This is a genomic window from Paenibacillus sp. FSL W8-0187, from assembly GCF_037969755.1.
Taxonomy (GTDB): domain Bacteria; phylum Bacillota; class Bacilli; order Paenibacillales; family Paenibacillaceae; genus Paenibacillus_AQ.
Genome location: NZ_CP150206.1, coordinates 4,487,121 through 4,506,877, shown reverse-complemented (window position 1 = coordinate 4,506,877; position 19,757 = coordinate 4,487,121). Strand labels below are relative to the sequence as shown.

12 protein-coding genes are annotated in these 19,757 nt (G+C 48.6%); 8 read left to right on the top strand and 4 right to left on the bottom strand.

The window, feature by feature from the left end:
- Positions 1 to 92: 92 nt before the first annotated feature.
- From MKY48_RS20120 to MKY48_RS20105, 4 genes are all read left to right on the top strand, one after another.
- Positions 93 to 827, top strand: coding sequence for a GTP pyrophosphokinase family protein (locus MKY48_RS20120; RefSeq protein WP_098746717.1), 735 nt, complete (start codon positions 93 to 95; stop codon positions 825 to 827).
- A 538-nt stretch (positions 828 to 1,365) separates the two neighbouring features.
- The gene (locus MKY48_RS20115; protein WP_339290569.1) at positions 1,366 to 2,763 is read left to right on the top strand and encodes a protoporphyrinogen oxidase; all 1,398 of its coding nucleotides are present in this window, start codon (positions 1,366 to 1,368) and stop codon (positions 2,761 to 2,763) included.
- Positions 2,760 to 3,323 (top strand): DUF1697 domain-containing protein, encoded by a 564-nt coding sequence (locus MKY48_RS20110; protein WP_339290567.1) that lies wholly within the window; start codon positions 2,760 to 2,762, stop codon positions 3,321 to 3,323. The genes MKY48_RS20115 and MKY48_RS20110 overlap by 4 nt, the downstream gene beginning before the upstream one ends.
- 812 nt (positions 3,324 to 4,135) lie before the next feature.
- Entirely contained in the window at positions 4,136 to 9,358 is a 5,223-nt protein-coding gene (locus tag MKY48_RS20105) for an S-layer homology domain-containing protein (protein WP_339290565.1), read from the top strand.
- A gap of 108 nt (positions 9,359 to 9,466) precedes the next feature.
- Here MKY48_RS20105 and MKY48_RS20100 read toward each other — a convergent pair whose 3' ends face one another.
- The gene (locus tag MKY48_RS20100) at positions 9,467 to 10,696 is read right to left on the bottom strand and encodes an aminopeptidase (protein WP_339290563.1); all 1,230 of its coding nucleotides are present in this window, start codon (positions 10,694 to 10,696) and stop codon (positions 9,467 to 9,469) included.
- 166 nt (positions 10,697 to 10,862) lie between these two features.
- Here MKY48_RS20100 and MKY48_RS20095 point away from each other — a divergent pair, with 166 nt between their 5' ends.
- Positions 10,863 to 12,443 (top strand): MDR family MFS transporter, encoded by a 1,581-nt coding sequence (locus MKY48_RS20095; RefSeq protein ID WP_339290561.1) that lies wholly within the window; start codon positions 10,863 to 10,865, stop codon positions 12,441 to 12,443.
- Positions 12,444 to 12,670: 227 nt separating this feature from the next.
- Here the strand turns inward: MKY48_RS20095 and MKY48_RS20090 are convergent, their stop codons facing one another.
- The 3 genes from MKY48_RS20090 to MKY48_RS20080 all read right to left on the bottom strand — a co-directional run bounded on the left by MKY48_RS20090 (position 12,671) and on the right by MKY48_RS20080 (position 16,141).
- Positions 12,671 to 13,492, bottom strand: a complete 822-nt coding sequence (locus MKY48_RS20090; RefSeq protein ID WP_339290559.1) for a carbohydrate ABC transporter permease — start codon at positions 13,490 to 13,492, stop codon at positions 12,671 to 12,673.
- 16 nt (positions 13,493 to 13,508) lie between these two features.
- A complete protein-coding gene (locus MKY48_RS20085; RefSeq protein WP_098746367.1) occupies positions 13,509 to 14,468 on the bottom strand; it encodes a sugar ABC transporter permease in 960 nt (319 codons plus the stop codon).
- Between the two features lie 416 nt (positions 14,469 to 14,884).
- Positions 14,885 to 16,141, bottom strand: a complete 1,257-nt coding sequence (locus MKY48_RS20080; RefSeq protein ID WP_339290556.1) for an extracellular solute-binding protein — start codon at positions 16,139 to 16,141, stop codon at positions 14,885 to 14,887.
- Positions 16,142 to 16,580: 439 nt separating this feature from the next.
- Between MKY48_RS20080 and yqeK the strand changes: the two genes are divergently transcribed.
- The 3 genes from yqeK to MKY48_RS20065 all read left to right on the top strand — a co-directional run bounded on the left by yqeK (position 16,581) and on the right by MKY48_RS20065 (position 19,753).
- Entirely contained in the window at positions 16,581 to 17,216 is a 636-nt protein-coding gene (gene yqeK, locus MKY48_RS20075; RefSeq protein WP_339293532.1) for a bis(5'-nucleosyl)-tetraphosphatase (symmetrical) YqeK, read from the top strand.
- Positions 17,217 to 17,238: 22 nt separating this feature from the next.
- Positions 17,239 to 17,970, top strand: a complete 732-nt coding sequence (locus MKY48_RS20070; protein ID WP_339290554.1) for a metallophosphoesterase family protein — start codon at positions 17,239 to 17,241, stop codon at positions 17,968 to 17,970.
- Positions 17,971 to 18,322: 352 nt separating this feature from the next.
- A complete protein-coding gene (locus MKY48_RS20065) occupies positions 18,323 to 19,753 on the top strand; it encodes an SWIM zinc finger family protein (RefSeq protein WP_339290552.1) in 1,431 nt (476 codons plus the stop codon).
- Positions 19,754 to 19,757 lie beyond the last annotated feature (4 nt).

The window sequence follows — 19,757 nt, the reverse complement described above, 5'->3', positions numbered from 1 at the left end:
TAGAATGTTAGCAGCGTGTTTTGTTTTTATTTACTACTCGAGTCATCACGGCTCTGAATCACACAATCGAAAGGAAGTATCCCATGAATTCTATGCAAATCGAACAGCTCAAAATCATTCGGAACGAAATTACCCGATTTATGATGAAATACAAATTCGCCTTAGATGAGATCGAAACCAAAATGGAAATATTAAAAGAAGAGTTCCAGGCTCTTCATGATTATAGTCCGATCGAACATACGAAGTCCCGCCTGAAATCGCCGGAGAGCATCATGAAGAAGCTGCTCCGAAAAGGCGGAAACATATCTCTCAGTTCCATCGAAGACAACATTAAAGACATCGCTGGTCTAAGAATCACCTGCTCCTTCATTACCGACATTTACAAAATCAGCGACATGCTGCAGAAGCAGAGCGACTTAACGGTCCTGAACGTCAAAGATTATATCAAGAATCCGAAGCCAAACGGATACCAAAGCCTGCATCTGTTAGTCGAAGTGCCTGTTTTTTTCTCCGACCGGGTGGAGAAGGTATGCGTTGAAGTCCAAATTCGGACTATTGCCATGGATTTCTGGGCGAGTCTGGAGCATAAAATTTTCTACAAATATAATAAGTCGGTTCCCCAGCATCTGCTGGAAGAGCTTAAGAAGGCGGCGGATACGGCTAACGCGCTGGACCGTCAGATGGAGCAATTGCACCACGAAGTACAGGCCATTAAGGATTCGGAAAGCAATGATTCGCTGCTGGAGGAGCTGAAGAGCATTCAGATCAACAACCGCAAGTATGAGCTTCCGGCCGGATTGCTTGAAGTGTTGACCGAGGATAATTAAAAGTTCTGGCAGGGGCAAAAAAAAGAAAAGCTTCACCTGTTTCATCAACCGTACACCGGGTATATATATCCTAAGTGGGAAGTGGAAACACATCAACACCAGACGGATAATAAGACGTTAAGTCGGAATTACCGAAAGGATTTGATACCCATGTACAGCATAACGAGGAATAAGGACGATACTACCTGAATTATTCCAAAGTACACCTTAAGCAATGGAACGATTGCGTTAGAATAGAAATAACCGCTTCCCACGAAAAAACTCTGCGAGTGATCTCGCGGAGTTTTTTTTGCTGTCGACAACCATCCTTGCATGCCCCTGAATCTGCACGTGCACAAAGGGAATAGGATGCATGATGTACAAATTGTGCTCCTTTTCCTAGTGGAAAGCCGATGACTGTGTGAACGATTCTGTTCACAATATTGAGGGATTGGCGGCCCTCGAAAGAACGGACTCTATGATATACTTAGAAATTGGATACAATGGTAACAAACATGATGAAGATGTTATGAACCTACATAATAGAGGTGTATGTACAGTGACAACTACCGTAGTCATCGGCGGCGGCATTACCGGACTTTCGACCTTATACTATTTGCAAAAAGAGTTAAATCGCCATCAACAAGATATGGAATTGGTGCTTATCGAGGCAAGTGAAACGCTGGGAGGCAAAATCCGAACCGTTCAGAACGGTGAATTTATTATGGAAACCGGAGCGGATTCGATCGTATCCCGGAAAACGAATGTGGCACCACTTCTGGAGGAGCTTCAGTTAACAGACCAGGTTGTGTATAATGCCACGGGGACTTCGTTCATATATACGACTGCAGGTTTGAAAAGAATCCCGGATGAGAGCGTATTCGGCATACCGCTTAGCCTGAAATCCTTGGCGGAAAGCGAGCTCGTGTCTGCCGAGGGGAAGGTGGAGGCGCTCAAGGACTACTACACGCCGAATGAAACGTTTACCAAGGATGATTCTTTGGGCGAGTTCCTTGAAGCCTTCCTTGGTAAGGAAATCGTTCAGAATCAGATCGCTCCGGTCATATCGGGCGTATATTCCGGAGAGCTTCATGATCTCACGATTGCGTCCACGTTTCCTTATTTACTAGAATACAAAAATGCACACGGTAGTATCATGGGTGGTCTAGCCGAGCATAAACAGAAGTTCCTGGGCTCAGGTAATAAGAAGTTTGTTTCCTTCCAAGACGGAGTCTCCGTATTGATTGATGCACTGGAACGGACCGTGATACAAGCAGGCGCGAAGATATACAAGGGCGTTTCCGCAGAGAAGCTGGAGAAAATGGCTGGCGGTTACAGGATAACATTGCCAAATGGCGAAAAGCTTGAAGCTGATTTTGTTGTATTAAGCACAATGGGATCCGCCGCGAAGGAGCTGCTGCAAGATCCGCTGCTTAACGAGGACTTTGACCAGCTGTATACCAAATCGCTTATCAGCGTGTATCTTGCCTATGATATTCAAGACGAAGAGCTTCCCTACGATGGAACGGGATTCATTACGGCTAAGGGAACCCAGTTAAAGTGTGATGCTTGTACCTGGACGAGCCGGAAATGGGAGCATACTTCCGAGAACAAGCGGTTATTAATGCGATTGTTCTACAAGAGCTCCAATCCGCATTATGAGGAGTTCATCCGATTATCCGATAAAGAATTGAAGCGGGTCGGGATGGAGGATATCAGCCAAAGCCTCGGCATTAAGGCAGAGCCTGTTTCTTGTGAAGTCACTAAATGGCATGATAATATGCCGAATTATCATTTGAAGCACCGGCAAATCGTGGAGTCATTAGAGCATAAAATGGGTGACCTGTACCCTAACGTTATGCTTGCGGGATGCTCCTATTATGGAGTGGGAATACCGGATTGCATTGCGAACGGGGAGAAGACGGCAGGTCTGATCGTAGAAAGGATGCTTGGATGACAATTTATATCGCGTTGCTCAGAGGGATCAATGTCGGCGGCCATAACAAGATCAAAATGGCCGATTTAAGAAAAATGCTTGAACACATGGGGCTGGCTCGCGTGCAGACCTACATCCAGAGCGGAAACGTGCTCTTCGAATCTGCGGAATCCAAGGAAACGCTGCGCGTCCAAATGGAACAAGGCATACTTGAAACGTTCGGCTTCTCGATATCGGTGATCCTTAGAACGTCTGAGGAAATCGAGGGGATTGTTCGGAACTGTCCATTTTCGGAAGAAACGATACGTCAAGCGGAGGAAGCGTCGGAGTTTGAGAGTCTTTATGTTGCCATGCTGCCGGAAGCGCCTGCTGCTGAAGATGTGGAGAAATTAAGGCATTATGTAAACGAAAAGGAAACCTTCGAGGTTATTGGTGAAGATGTTTACTTACTGTTTAAGGAAAGCGTTCGGAATTCCAAGCTGGCGTTTCAGTTGACGAAGCTCGGCGTACCGATGACGATGCGGAATTGGAAAACCATGAACAAGCTGGTACAACTGTCCCAGACAATGAAGAGTGAGTAGTCGCCATCATTTATACAAATGAAGGGGTACATAGGCTAACCTCAAAATTCGAGAGGAAGTTCGGGCTAAAGTGTTTCACTTCCTGAGGAGCGGGTAAATATAGAACAAGTGGGAAGTGGTATTGTCAATCGACGGACGGAAGAACATGATGTCATTCCGAAAGGCAGTTGATTCACCATGAACACTCGCAAAAGGAGAAGGAGAGCGAAGTTTCTTCGATTCTTTTCAGGTAAGGCACCCTAGCAATTGGAAAATGGCTGCATAATGAATTTTAAATCGCTTCCCACTGATAAGGATCCTGCGAAATTATTCGCGGGGTCTTTTTTTGTGCGGGAGACCGGATTAATTGATAATATCTGAATAAGCTGAAGCTGCATTCCATGAAAGAGGATCCTGACGGATGCTTGCCCAAAGATGAACCGGATAAGACGTGAATAGTCTGGAGGTAATGGGTTTTATACGCTATGCTGCCCCCGCTTGTGGACCTTGAGATAGGGGTGACTACTTAATATATAGTAATGAATATCTGTTAACAAATTATCCTATTTTACTAGATGATTAACTGATCCCGGGACTTGTGAATCATTTATCAGATTTTACATAAATCGGTTTAAAAATCAAAGGGAATATGCAATTATTGATCTTAGGAGGTGAGGTGCTAAATGGATCTCTTATAGGGGATAGCCTAAATCTAAATCATGAGGGATTTAATATTGAAAGCGCTTTAATTAAAATTTGGAGATCCCATGGAGACCTGGAGAATTGGGAAACTGAATTGATTGTTCAAAAAATCATTTCTAGGAGGTTTTCCATTGTCTAAGATCGTCCTGAATCGATGTATATCCTGTTTCTTGATTCTCTGTATCGTGTTGTCGGCCTCGTTTGCCGGTTTCCCAGGACAGGCTTCAGCCCAGTCATCCAACGCACTGAACAATGTACCCGAACTGCTGATCACCGAGCTTGTCCCTGATTCTACGAATGTAGGAACCGCCGATGGTTATGAATTTATTGAAGTATATAACAATACCGACCAAGACATCGATTTCAGCCATTACAAAATTCGTTACCGTTACTTGGAGAGTGATACCCTCTGGGCTCATGTACCCGATGAGGTGATGATTCCATCCAGAGGCACGCTGGTGTTCTGGATTATTAACGCACAGAACAGCAAATCAACGATTGCTGATTTTAATAAAAATTACGGCACCAACCTGATTGAAAACACCGATGTCGTCAAAATATTCTCAGGCGGCATGTCCAATTCACGCATGCGGGAGCTCGTGGTTGTGACGAACACCGGCCGTCCGATCGTATCCGCATTTTACAATGACGGAGATGTTCATAACGCCGCCGATCAGGGGATCTTCTATAAGTACCCGGAGGATGGCAGCCTGAAGATGCAGCGGATTTCCCAGCTGGAGCATAAGGCTACGCCGGGTTCGCTGCAGCATTCCGAGGTACCTGCGGAGCCGGTACATATTGATGTGACCAAGGAACCAACGGTCACCAACCGGACGACAACGACGAATGTGACGCCGGGCGAAAATCTGGAGATTCTCGCAGAAGCGCACGATGATCGTATGGTTACGTCGCTCGCGTTATCTTATCGTGTCGATGGACAGAACGATTACAAAGTCGTACAGCTTCAGGAAGGAAAGCAAGGCCTCGGTCATACGATTTCTTACCTGGAGCTGCTGGGACACACCAAGCTGGAGTATTTTTTCACGGTGTCCAACACCTTTAAGGAAGTAGCGAGTCCCAAATACGAAGTCGATCTCACGGGGAATGGTGCCAGCGCCAGCCTGAATGTTGACGATCAACAGACCGTCACCGGGATAACCTATATTCGGGGTGCAGCAGGTGGGGTAGAACCTGCAGATCTTGAGCTTCATATCGACGGGCAGCCGGTTCAAGGTACACCCGTTATGGAGCATTCCGCTTATTTTGTTTTTGAGGGCGATGGTATTGACGATGGGATCAATACGGTAACCATCGGCAAGAATGTTCTGTTCAAGACCGAGGCGAACATTGACGGGTATCAAACCATCGTTGTCCCCATCGAACCGCAATGGTTGATAAGCGGCACAAACGAAATTACCCTTCGGGCAGGTGATAATGAGAAAACCTATTTCGAGGATGACAAGCCGACCGGAAATATGGATGACTTTAATGCCCGCAATGTACGGCTGTTGTTAGGAGATGGGACAGAAATCCGGGATCCGCAATTTAGCGATCCTGCGCTTATCCATGACCTTGGTGACGATGGACGGTTTCTGCCTTTTGTTGCATTTCAATTCGATATTCCAGCCGATAAAGTAAAGGCCCTGTCTTACGCATGGGATACTACGACGGTTACAGACGGGCAGCACAACGTTGAATTGAATGTAAAGGGGAAGTCTGAAGCATCTGCCATTGTTGAGGTAGATAACAATGGACCGGTAATTAGCGTGACCGTTGAAGAGGGAAAGAGCTATAAGGGAAGCATTCCGATCGATGTGACTGCAGAAGATAGCGTATCCGGCGTGGAACAGGTGAAGGTCCTGCTGGATGGTCGAACCATCCAGGTGCCATACGATACGTCATCATCCGAGCTTGATCCAGGTGATCATAAGCTGGAAATCCGGGCAGTGGACAAGATCGGCAACATCTCGGAACGTACGGTAACGTTTAACACGGCACCGGAGCATCCGAATGCACCTGTATTGGTCTCACCAGCAGATATGGAGAGCGGAACCGGGTTGTCGCCGGAACTGAAGGTTCAAGTCAGCGATCCATCGGATGACGAGCTTGAGGTCTCCTTCCATCAGGCGTATCCGTATCATGCATTAAGTGGCGATCGAGTAAAATTATCCAAGAACGCCTCGGATGAAGAGCCACCTAAGGACAGGTTCCCGGTGGGCGAAACTGCGCTAACTGCAGAGGAATTGAAGCTGGTAGCAGAGTCCAACGATCAATATGTCACGGTGGATTCCACGTCCCAGTTCCCTTATATCCGGTTTGAGGTAGAGCTGGAGCATGCCGTGGAGCCGGGTGACAGCGTTGAAGTGACTTGGGAAGGACACACGGTGCCCGGCCGTAAGGTCACGATGTATGCGTGGAACCACAACCAGAACAAGTGGACGGAAATTACCAAACATATTGCCCAGTCTGAAGATGATTTTACGCTGCGAGGCGAACTGATGGCAGCAGACTACGTCCAGAACAGCAAAGTGGATGTCATCGTACAGGACGAAATTCCATCCCGTGGGGATTATGATTACACTTTTGTATGGGTATCGGATACCCAGTTTTTAACGGAGCTGTACCCGCATATTCAGCAGAAGCAATTCGACTGGATTGTCGATTCCATCGATGATATGAACATCAAATATTTGTTCCATACCGGTGATATCGTGAATGATCCGACAGCTGAGTATCAATGGAAACGTGCCGATGATTACATGAAGATGCTGGAGGATGCAAATCTGCCGCATGGCGTGCTCGCCGGAAATCATGATGTGGGAAGTTATGATTGGGATTACACGACCTACAGTCAATATTTCGGGGAGGAGCGTTACAAGAATCAGCCATATTACGGAGGTTCCTACAAGGACAATCGCGGACATTATGACCTTGTCTCCGTTGAAGGCAACGACTTCATCATGATGTATATGGGATGGGGCGTTGAAGACGAGGACATCAAGTGGATGAACGAGGTTCTCGCAGCGTATCCGGACCGTACCGCATTCCTGAATTTCCATGATTATATGCTCGCGAACGGAACTCGTTCCGGTATAGGCAACAAATTGTACAAGGAAGTTGTCGTTCCGAATCCGAATGTGGTTGCCGTTCTGAGCGGCCATTACACGGGAGCCAGTCTGCTTAAGAATGAATTGGATGATAATGGTGACGGTATTGCGGACAGAACCGTGTATCAGATGCTGGCAGACTACCAAGGGCATGCCGATGGCGGCAGTGGTTACTTGAGGTTGCTGCATTTTGATAAGGATAGCAATCAGATTTACGTAAATACGTACTCTCCTTATCTGGATAAGTACAATTATTATACAAATGGCTCGGATGAGTTCAAGATGAATCTGGATCTTGAACCGAAATTAAAGCGCGTAGCAACCGATTCGATCCAAGTAAATCATCTGAGAGGAGAGTCTATCGGTACACCGCAGAACGTGGCTAGCGGCACTGAGGTTACTCAACCGTGGACAGGACTGCAATCCGATGGAACCTATTCGTGGTATGTCGTCGCACAAGACAAATTCGGGGGGAAAACCCTTTCGGATGTGTGGACATTCACGACAGATGGCGGGAATCTCAACGCTCCGACCAACCTGAAAGCACTGAATGTGACATCGTCAACAGTTCAAATCGGTTGGGATCCCGTAAACAGTCCAGACCAACAAGTCGTGAACTTTAATGTGTATCAGGACGGGGAGCGCGTGGCAACGGTCACGGATAGCGTATATGAAGCGACAGGGCTAACCCCGGACACGCTGTATGAATTCAAAGTAACCGCCGTGGACAAGCAAGACACGGAATCCGCTCCTAGTGAGGCCTTAACGGTCATCACTCAAGCCGTAGAAATTCCGGGTGCACCTGTATGGACAGCCGGGGAGCTTGAATTTTCGGACATTACTTCAAACGGCGTAACCATGAGCTGGCCGGAGGCGACCGCAGATCATGGCGTGGATGGATATCGTGTATATCTGAAAGGGCGGAGTGAACCGGTTGTTGCCGTGACCAATGATGTGTATTCACATACCGCTTCCGGTTTGGAGCCGGACACCCGATATCATTTTACTGTAAAAGCCTATAACGCTGCGGGAGAGAGCGCCGGACTTCATAACACAGTCACAACACCGGCAGCAGCAGTAGACAAGAGCGAGTTAATCGGATTAATCGCATCGGCACAGCAAAGGCTCGACGAAACACGAGAAGGCACATCGCCGGGGCAGTATCCGGTCGCAGCAAGGTCTGCACTCCGTGCTGCCATTGAAAGAGCCAGCGCCATAGTGCAACAGGATCATGCAACTGCCAAGACCGTACAGGATGCAATCATTGCTCTGCAAGCCGCGATCCGTACCTATAACGCATCGGTTGTACCTTCAACGGAGAATCCTCCATCATCGGGATCAGAATCAGGATCGGGGGCTTCTGGAGGATACGTATTATCTGGAGACAACCGTTTAAAAGAACTTGAAGTGATCATCGGCGACAAAGCAGCTGAACTTACCCCTGCATTCAATGAGAACAGAACTGAGTACCGACTTGAGACGGAAGCCGAATCTGTGCAGCTCCGTGTTCATGCAGCGCATAGCAAGGCAACAGTCCTTCTGGGAGAAGAACCCCTGAAAAAGGATCAGGTTATCGAGCTGAAGGAAGGAGATAACCTGTTGAAGCTGGTGATTCGGGCGGAGAACGGGACGACCCGAACCTACCAGTTAACCATTCACCGTAAGGCGAAGCCGGGGACTGAAGAACCGAAGCCGGAGCCAAAGCCGGTGATGTTAACAGACATCGCAGGACATTGGGCTTCGTCGGCGATAGAGGAAGCGGTTCAGCTCGGTATCGTTGGGGGTTATCCGGATCATACCTTTAAACCGGACCGACAAGTAACACGCGCCGAATTTATGGTCATGATGGCCAAAGCACTGGATGGACAAAGGGATGCTGGGAAGCTGGATTTCAAAGACAATTCCCAGATCGGATCCTGGGCGCTTGAAGCGATTCAATGGGCCGTATCCGAAGGTATTGTGAAGGGATATGAAGACGGCTCATTCAGACCGAATCAATCCGTCAACCGTTCCGAAATGGCGGTCATGATCGCACGTTACCTGGGCCTTGCCTTACCAGAAGCAGAAACGGAATTCCGTGATCAGCAAGCCATTCCAGCTTGGGCAGAGAAGGAAATCGCTGCCGCCACTGCGGCTGGCATCGTAAATGGCCGCTCGGGTAACCGGTTTGCTCCACGGGACTCCGCGACCCGGGCGGAAGCCGTCATGATGATTCTTCGTATGCTGGAGAACGTGGAGAAGCAGTAAGAAATAAGAACAAATAAGAGGCTGACACTAGAGCTGGAGCTTTAGTGTCAGCCTCTTTTTAGGTTGAAGGGCTAATGGAGATTCATGTTAAGGGTATGGAGCAATGAATTAAACCCACCGTCCACCGCGAAATACAGGTTCAATCGAGCCGTCAGCCAGCACACCGTCAATGTCCAGTTCAGCCGAACCGATCATGAAATCAACATGCGTCAGACTAACATTGGCTCCGCGAGCGATGAGTTCTTCCTTGCTCATCTTGGTACCACCCTCGATATTGACAGGATAGGCGCTTCCCAGCGCAAAGTGGCACGATGCATTCTCATCGATACCGGTGTTATAGAAGACGCGGTTCAGCTGGGAGATTGGCGAATCATGCGGTACGAGTGCCATTTCTCCTAGATAGGACGCGCCTTCGTCCGTTTCCAGAAGTGTTGTGAGGTGCTCCCGCCCGGATTCGGCTTCATATTCGACAACTTTGCCGTCCTTGAACGTGAGCTTTATGCCTTCTACCAAGCGGCCGTTCAGATTAAGCGGAAGCGTACTGGTTACGGTCCCGTTTACGCCTGTACGGTGCGGCATTGTGTAGATTTCTTCGGTTGGCATGTTTGCCACGAAATATACGCCGGCTTCATTCTCGTCACCGCCGCCAAGCCAGAGATAGCCTTCCGGCATGTCCACGCGCAGATCCGTTCCCGGCGCACGATAGTGGAAACTCTTATAACGTTTGGCATTCATGTGATTCTGGCGCAGTTTCAACTGAGCAATATGATCCCGCCAAGCGGCAACCGGATCTTCGCTATCCACTCGATTCATCTGGAATACCGCATCCCACATCGCTTGAATACGATCCGCTTCGGGAAGATCCGCGAATACCTTATCGGCCCAGGCACGGGTAGGTGCCTTAATGAGCGACCAGCTGATTTTATTGTTGCGCACATAAACTTGGTATTTTTCGTTAGCTACGGCAGCGGCTTTCACGGCTGTAGATACTTTGGCTGAATCAATGCCTCGGAACAGCTCCGGATCCGGAACCTTAATGCGCAGAATGGCTCCTCCACCTTCTGCAAGCTGCTGCATGGCGTCGGCCTGCCACTGCGGATAATAACCGAAAGAGTCAGCCGGTGCTTTCTCGTAGCGAATGCGGGTGATTCTCTCATCATCCCAGTCGACTTGCACATATTTGGCGCCTGCATCGTATGCTTTGGCCACGATGTGGCGTGTCAACTCTACGGTTTCGATTGGAGCATTGACAATCAGTACTTGGCCCGGTTGAACGTTTACGCCTACCTTAACGACCAGCTCCGCGTATTTCTCCAGATTTTTCTCGAAATTATCCATATGTAGATTTCCTCCATTTCAGATGTACACTCTATTTTAACATGTTTCCTCTGTGTTCGAAAAAAAGTGGAATCAGGACAAAAGTGTGACAGTCAGCTGTCATATTTTCTGAATTACAATAACGACAGTAAAGAAAGAAACCTACTTAGAAGGAGTGTATGAGAACGTGAAGACACAATCGACCAACAAATTGCCCATCGTGCTCACAGGCCTGCTGCTCAGCATCTTAATGGCCTCCATGGACAATACAATCGTAGCGACCGCAATGGGGAATATCGTCGGGGAGCTCGGAGGACTTGATCATTTCGTATGGGTGACTTCCGCTTATATGGTCGCTGAGCTTGCGGGAATGCCGATCTTTGGCAAGCTGTCCGACATGTACGGTCGCAAAAAGTTCTTTGTATTCGGGATGATTGTATTTATGCTGGGTTCCGTACTGTGCGGTACGGCGAATTCCATTACAGAACTGGCGCTATATCGTGCCGTGCAAGGCATCGGCGGCGGTGCGCTGATCCCGATTGCATTCGCTATTATGTTCGATACGGTTCCCCTCGAAAAGCGGGGTAAGCTCACCGGGTTATTCGGAGCCGTGTTCGGATTATCCAGCATATTCGGACCGCTTGCAGGTGCGTATATTACGGATCATATTACATGGCAGTGGATATTCTATGTTAATTTGCCAATCGGCATCGTGGCTTTCATGATGGTCACGCTGTTTTATAAGGAATCGCATGAACGTTCCAAGCAGCCGATTGATTGGATGGGAGCCGCTACACTCCTGACGGGCGTCATCTGTTTTATGTTTGCTTTAGAGCTTGGCGGCAAGCAGTTGGCGTGGAATTCCTGGATTATCCTGGCGTTGTTTGCTATGGCGTTTGTCATGCTGGTTCTCTTCGTGCTTGCTGAGAGAAGGGCGCAGGAACCGATTATTTCCTTTCGTTTATTCAAGAATAAACTCTATACGTCCAGTGTGCTGTGCGGTTTATTCAGCGGAGGATCGTTCATCGTGGCTTCCGTTTATATTCCGATTTTCATTCAAGGGGTACTCGGTGGAAGCGCAACGAATTCGGGGCTCGTCCTGCTGCCAATGATGGTGGGTTCGGTCATCACGGCTACAGTCAGCGGTTTTCTGATGAGTAAAATATCGTATCGCAACATCATGATCCCGACGCTTGTCCTGTTCACGGGAGGGATGGTGCTCGCTTCGACGCTAACTGCGGAATCCAGCAGGTTCATCGTAACCCTATACATGGTACTGATCGGGCTTGGCATCGGCGGATCGTTCTCCGTGCTGAGTACAGCCGTCATGCATGGCTTATCCTATAAACAGCGCGGGATGGCGAGTTCGACCTTTAACTTCACGCGATCGCTTGGAATGACCATTGGAATAACCGTGTTCGGGTTGATACAGAGCCGATCCTTCACCGGATCCCTGTCATCGGGAGGAGTGAACAATGGCGGACTTCCTGAAGGATTCGATCTGAAGGATCCCCACATCTTATTGGCGCCAGAGACAAGGTCGCTGATTCCGTCAGAGCTGCTCAAACCGATCTCTGACAACCTCGCTTCCTCCATTGCCATTACATTTGCCTGGGCTATCGTTCCTGCAGCATTAGCGCTTGCCGCAGCAACGTTAATGGGGCGCAAAAAGTTGGATGAAACAGCGGAGTTAAAGAGAGAGGAGGTGGTTGGTTTAGAAGAGGAGGGAGAAACTCCGGATAATGAAAAGCTGGTGATGGTGCCGTAGCGTTTACGGTATGGCGGTATGACCCGGATCAAAATGATTTGTCTCATAAACGGATTTGCTCATTGGACTGATGGTTCGTCAGGTTGAAAACCATGTCCTATGAAATAATGGCGGTGCTCAGGATGTTATCCTTTGCACCGCCATTTCTTGCTTTTCGGCCGGTTGCTCTTAACTGAATAAGAGGGCATCCGCCAGATCCAAGACCTTTTGGGACACCCCTCTTACCGTTAACTCTTAATGGCACCTGCTGCAATATCGGAAATGAATTGCTTGCTGATGAACAGGAACATAACGATCAGCGGAATGACGGCTAGCAGCGTACCGGCAATGACCATCGAATAGTCGGTCGTGTATATTCCGTTCAATGAGGAGAGCGCAACCTGCAAGGTGAATTTGTTCTCATCATTTAGAATAATAAGCGGCCACAGGTAGTCATTCCATACGCCGATGAACGTGAAGGCGGCCAGGAATGATAAGGCGGGACGCAGAATCGGCAGCGATATATTCCAGTAGAGGCGGAAGAATCCGCAGCCGTCGATTTTGCCTGCATCTAGCAGCTCTGAGGGTACCGACTCCTGTGCATATTGCCTGATCCAGAAGATCCCAAAGGCGTTTACCATTCCGGGAATGATCAACGCTTTATAAGTTCCTACCCATCCGAACTCTGCCATAATGACAAACGAAGGTACCAGGGACAACTGGGCAGGCGCCATCATGGTGGCAAGCAGCAGCATAAACAGCCATTTTTTTCCTGGGAATTGGAATTTAGCGAACGTGAATCCGGCCAGGGAGTCAAAGAATAAGACTAACAGCGTACAAGCGGAAGCAACGAACAGGGTATTCCAGAAGGCGCCGAAGAAATCAATGCTGCTCAGCACTCTTGACACGTTATCAAGCAAGTGAGGACCGAACCATAGTTTCGGGGGGAAGCTGTAAATGTCCGAAGTGGTTCGCGTTGCCATGACAAGCAGCCAGTAGAAGGGGAAAATCGACAGTAGCAGTCCGGCGATTAACCCGATGTGAAGGAATAAGGATTTCCATTTGAACATACGATTCACCCCCATTTCAGTCATTGGACGGACTGCCCTGCACCATTTTCCAGTTCACGATGGAGAAGAGGGCAATGAGCAGGAACATTCCCCAGCCGACGGCAGCGCCATATCCGAAATAGTTATTTACGAAGGCTTCACGGTACAGGTAGAGGACGATGGTCATACCGCCGCCGCTGACGCCGCCATCATTGCCGACAAGCACCTGCGGTTCGGTGAAGATCTGCATGCCGCCGATGGTCGAGGTGATGACCGTGAAGAGAATGATGGGTCTTAGATTGGGAATGGTGATTTTGAAAAAGGATTGAATACCGGAGGCTCCGTCGATCTTGGCTGCTTCGTACAGGACGGTCGGAATGCTCTGCAGCCCGGCAAGATAGATAATGGCGTTATACCCTGCCCATCTCCATATGACCATGACCGAAATGGCGAGCTGTATGCCCCATGTCTTATTCAACCACTCGATAGAGTTCAGGCCGAGCAAGGACAGAATATAGTTGAGAAGGCCGTAATTGTTCGAGAATACGGTGCCGAATACGATGGCAACCGCCACGAGTGAGGTAACGTTCGGCAGGAAATAACCGATCCGGAAGAAGGTGCGGAACCGGACAAACGATGCATTAAGCAGGAAGGCAACGACCAGCGCGATGAACAGCATCGGTATCGTGGAGTAGATCCAGATGAGCAGCGTGTTGCCGACGGCTCTCCAGAATTCCGGATCGGTGAGCATGAATTGGTAGTTGCCCAGCCCGTTGTAGGTCATCTCGCCGATGCCGTCCCATTTCTGAAAGGACAGGAACATCGAGAAGGCGATCGGAAAGAGCCCGAATATGGCAAATAGAATGTAAAAAGGGGAAATCGCCAAATATTCTTTGCGGTGTTTCCATATCTGTGCTGACAGTCGGTCTTGTGATTTCGGATGCTTAGGAACAGGCTTCTGTTCCACGGGCGTATGATTCAGCATTGGATTATCCATCGTACTGTAACCTCCTCAAGCGGTTGGTATTTAAGTACTTATAGAGGTTGTTCAAAAAGTCCGCTTTTGATAAGAAAACCTCTATCGAGGCCACTTCAAGGATGAGCGACCGCGATGCATAGGTAGGTTTTCTTGCGATATAGAATTTCATCAGTTCCACTGATAACTCATAAATTCTATATCTAACACGAAGCGAATCAGGAAGCAGCTCGGCATCGAATCTTGAATTCAGCCGGGCCTTCCGGTGCTCACGTACCCAAAACGTACGCTCCGCTCCTGACGTCCCTAGCTTCATCCAACTGAAGCGTTTTGAAAAAACGCACATCGGAAGCATAAGCTTCGGTGCTGAAAATCGACCTTTTTGAACACGCACTTATAGCCATCGAGAAACATACAGGTAAGAACCGGATCCGGGTTTAGCGCAGCAGTTCTTTTTTGACTCTGGCCAGCGCGTCTTCCCAGGCTTTATCAGGATTTTTGCCTTGGAGCGCAACGGATGACAGCTCTCGATTGACAATGCCGTTTACATTAGCGAATTTACCACCGAAATAAGCAGGTTTGACGTTACGCGCAGAGTCCGAGAACACCTCGCCAGTTGCCTGATTCCCGAAAAATTCCTCGGGCTCCTTCATCACGGGGGCATCCAGCGCGTCTTTGGCGGAAGGGAAAAGGTTGATCTTCTTGAAGGATTGAACCTGATTTTCCGGATTCTGAATATATTTCATTACTTCAAATGCTTCCTGCGGATATTTACTCGTCTTCATGATGGCGAGGAAGGAGCCGCCATTGTTGCCGTCCCCGCCAGGGGCGCGTGCTACTCTCCATTTACCGCTGGTATCCGGCGCCGCCTGCATCAATATTTCCTTCATCCACACCGCACCGACAAAGGAAGCGACCCGTCCATTGTTCATGGCGGCATTCCATTCTGAGGAGGAAGTATTAGTGTTGGCGCTTAGCTTCATCTGTGAAGCCTTCACCGCCGTATCCCAGGCCGTCTTCATGGAGGATTCAGGTGTTTCGCCGATAAACGTATTGTCCTCGGCAAAATATATGCGTTCAGACTGAGCATTCATTTGTGTGTAAATGTTAGTGATGTTGTCGAGCATTTTTACTTTTTGATTAAAATGCTCCTGCAGCTTCTGCCCGGCTTCCAAATATTGATCCCAGGTGCCGAGCTGCGCATGGACCTCTTCCGGTTCGGTTGGGAGCCCGGCTTCCCCGAACAAATCTGCCCTGTAGTATAGGGCGGTTGGTCCCGTATCGATCGGAAGGGCAATCATGGCGCCTTCCGGGGTAACGCCAAGCTTCCATTTCCAATCCAGGAACTCCGGCTCAATCTCCTTGGCGCCCAGCTCATACAGATCGTAGAAACGATCCGAACTCGTAAACAGCTCTGCCACCCAGTCGTTAAAAGCGACGATGTCCGGTCCTCCGGAACCAGCCGCCAGCGTTGTTTTTAGCTTCGATTTGAAGTCGCCACCGATTTTTTGTGCATCGATTCGGATCCCCGGGAACTCCTTTTCAACGGACTTAATCAGCTCATCGTCCAGGCTTCGGTTCCAATACCAGAGTGTAAGCGTTTTCGTTTTTTCGGTGGAAACATTTCCAGCGCACCCGCTGATGATCATAACAAGAATCAGTAACCCCAAGCTAACCATCCTGCGTGTATTCACTATCGTCAGCCTCCTAACGTGGTGAAGTCGGTGATGCTTAAATCTTATTCAGTTACCAAGCTTGCGTGAGTATAAATATATGATTACGTTTATAAACATTAGACTAAAAATCGAAACATTCCATAAAAAGGAATAATAAATGGACAACCTGGGGGCGATATCACGGATCGATCAAGTCTTTCTAATATATCATTGCCTCCTCCTTCTGTAGGTTCGTTAGGTCATGCTCGTCATTAATATCCCGCATCACCTACACGAATGGGTTCGGTCGATGAGTTTTAGAATCGGATGACCTCCTTTCTTTGACTTTCTTGTATAATAGCTTCAAACTATTCTCAGTATAAGCTAATATTGTAATGGAAAATGAAGTGCTAGATTGGTAAATTCAAGGGAATTAGGTGAGGTGAAAAGAGTGAATGACCCGCATAACCGTCGCTTGATCATCTGCTCCTACCGTGAGCTTGGGGAACACGAGCTCACCGGGAATCTTAGGAATGACGTGGCCTCCTTTCTGCAGAAACACCAATGTCCAAAGACAGCAGAGCATGTGCTGAAAGTGGGGGAGGAAGCCCGCAGAATTGCTGTTCTCTATGGCGCCGATCCGACCGCTGCTGAATATGCCGGGTATCTGCATGATATTAGCGCCGTTTTTCCGAATCATGTCCGCATTCAAGTAGCCCGCGAGATCGGGGTGGAAGTATTGCCTGAAGAAGAGCAATTCCCCATGATCATCCATCAGAAAATATCGGCATATATGGCCGAGGATTTGTTCAAAATTACAGAACCTGAAATCTTGAACGCTGTTGGTTGCCATACGACGTTAAGATCCAAGGCTACATTGTTAGATAAGGTACTGTTCGTCGCGGATAAGATGGAATGGGATCAAACGGGAATCCCTCCGTATTTAGAGGAGATTACGGAGCAGTTGCAAACCTCGCTGGATCATGCCGCATTTGAATATATTCAATACTTATGGAATCGGCGTGAATTGCTGAAGGTAGTCCATCCTTGGCTTCGAGACGCATATGATGAATTACGGGATTCACTAAACCATAACCTCGGGAATCCGAAATAAACGAAGTTTGGAGGCGGGTTCATTGACGCAAATTGCATTGATCTCCGACATACATGGAAACATTCCTGCCTTGGAGGCCGTTCTGAAGGATATCAAACAACGCGGAATCGAAACCATCTATTGCCTGGGTGACTTGATTGGGAAAGGCCCGCACGGAGATATCGCGGTTGATCTGGTCAGAACCCATTGCCAGCAAGTCATCAAGGGGAATTGGGACGACTTTATAGGTAAGGAAACCGATGATCCGGTCCTCCAATGGCATCAGCATCGACTTGGAAGCGAGAGGCTTCAATATCTTGCCGAACTTCCGTATATCCTTGAGTTCATGATGAGCGGTAAATGGATCCGGTTGTTTCATGCATCGCCCCGCAGCGTGTACGAACGAATACAACCATGGGATGACCAGCAGAAGCTGGAAACCTTGTTTCACAGTTCCCCGCTGTGCGGAGACCCGAGAATCGCGGACGTCGCCGGTTACGCGGATATTCATAACGCATATCACCAGCATCTGGACGGGAGAACGCTGTTTAATACCGGTAGCGTCGGCAATCCCCTTGAAATGCCAGAAGCCTCCTATGTCATTTTGGACGGAATTTATGACAGCGAAGATCCGGCTCCTTTCAATATTCAATTTATTCGCGTACCATACCCTATTGAACAAGCCGTACAGGATGCCTTGGAATCCTGCATGCCTTCCCCTGAGGACTATATTCTCGAGGTTAGAACGGGGCGGTATCAAGCAAGTAAAGACTAATGGATGATATCGATTTCTGAAGAGCCGGTGATGCTGGCTCTTTTTTTTAGAGATAAGAAAGTATAAACTTCCAAGGCTTAGCATCCTTATCTCGCAAGAAAAACTTCCGCTAAATGCGGTCTGTCTACTGAGAAAGTACGTCGATAGACGTTTTTCTTATGTCACCCATCGCATAAATTTATTTTACATTATTATCTATTAAAGGATGAAGGTGATCGATTAAATAGGAATGAATGTTCTTAAATAGGTCTTAAGAAGGGTAGGGAGTCAGCCGCAGATTCGATATGATTAAGAGTAATGGATAATTTTGCTGTGCATGACTAGCAGCGACTTGATTTAGGAGGGTATGAGTTTGGTTGAGATTACAGAGTCATGGATCGATTCGCAAGCACCGAATAGTGCAGCCATAAAGAATGGACAGGGGCTTGTCAAAAAAGGGCGGTTTCTGCAGCTCCATCATTCGGAGGATCATGCCGTACTTTTTGGCACGTGTGCAGGCAGCGGAAGTTCCGACTACCAGCCGTCTGCCGATTTTGCGGTACCGGAGAAGCCGGTTATGCGGTGTACTTGCCCGAGCCGGCAGTTTCCGTGCAAGCATGTGCTTGGACTGCTTTATGCGTATGCGGGCGGAGCGTCGTTTTCATCCGCCGAGGTACCGGAGGATTTGGCCGCCAAGCGGGAGAAAGCGGAGAAGCGGGAAGAGCGCAAGCTCAAAGAATCTGCCGAAGGGGCAGCGCCCAAACCGAAGAAGGTCAACAAATCGGCATTAAAAAAGAAAATCAATGCGCAGCTGGAAGGTCTGGACGTATTGGAGAAGCTGATCCACTCGTTGATCCGGAACGGATTAGGAACATTGGATAAAAAGGAACAAAAGCTGATCCAGGAACATGTAAAGCAGATGGGCAACTATTATTTATCGGGTGCTCAGTCGGAACTTCGCCGCTTGGCGCTGGTGTTGTCGGACAAAGACCAGGAGAAAGCTTATACATATGCGGTTGAGCAGCTTGCCGTTATGAATGCAATCATTAAAAAAGGCAGGCAATACCTGGCTTCAAAGCTTGAGGATCCGGATATGGCGCTGGACCATGAGTCGACGATTGAGGAATGGCTGGGGCATGCCTGGCAGCTGACGGAGCTGCAAAGTTTCGGACTCGTAAGCGAACAGGCCGAGTTGATACAGCTTTCCTTTCTGAGTTATGCCGACGATGCACGGCTGGAGCATGTGGATATCGGGTACTGGATTCAAAAGGACAGCGGCGAAATTCACCGAACGATTCAGTACCGTCCCTATAAGGCCGCCAAGCTGATGCGTGAGGAAGACAGCTTTTTCGAAAAAGCCCGAATCCCAGTGCTTTACCGTTATCCGGGGGACATGAACCGACGGGTCCGCTTTGAAGAGATGGCTTCAACTCCGGTGACCGGGGAGGATTTGGTTTGGATTCACGAATATGCAGCGTGTTCTTATGCTGAAGCCGTTAAAAAAGTAAAGAACCAGCTGAAAAATCCGCTCGCTGACAGTCAGCCCGTGATACTGCTTCATGTTTCCCGGATCAGCCGGAACGACGAAGGCCATTATGCCATCACGGATAAAGCCGGACAATCGATTGCACTTGGCGACGTATTCTTACAATCGACGGTACCAATGCTGCGGTATCTGCCGGAGGAGAAGCTGAGCGGCGTCTCCATGCTGGTTATGTTTGAGCACAGCCTGACGACGGGCCGTCTCTTGGCGCAGCCGCTGACCATAATTACGAATAACGAAATCATCCGGCTGTTGTACTGAGCAG

Bases quoted from the DNA above. Each gene is read 5' to 3' on its own strand.
- MKY48_RS20120 (WP_098746717.1), top strand. From the start codon at position 93: ATGCAAATCGAACAGCTCAAAATCATTCGGAACGAAATTACCCGATTT.
- MKY48_RS20100 (WP_339290563.1), bottom strand. From the start codon at position 10,696: ATGGATAATTTCGAGAAAAATCTGGAGAAATACGCGGAGCTGGTCGTT.
- MKY48_RS20110 (WP_339290567.1), top strand. From the start codon at position 2,760: ATGACAATTTATATCGCGTTGCTCAGAGGGATCAATGTCGGCGGCCAT.
- MKY48_RS20085 (WP_098746367.1), bottom strand. From the start codon at position 14,468: ATGGATAATCCAATGCTGAATCATACGCCCGTGGAACAGAAGCCTGTT.
- MKY48_RS20090 (WP_339290559.1), bottom strand. From the start codon at position 13,492: ATGTTCAAATGGAAATCCTTATTCCTTCACATCGGGTTAATCGCCGGA.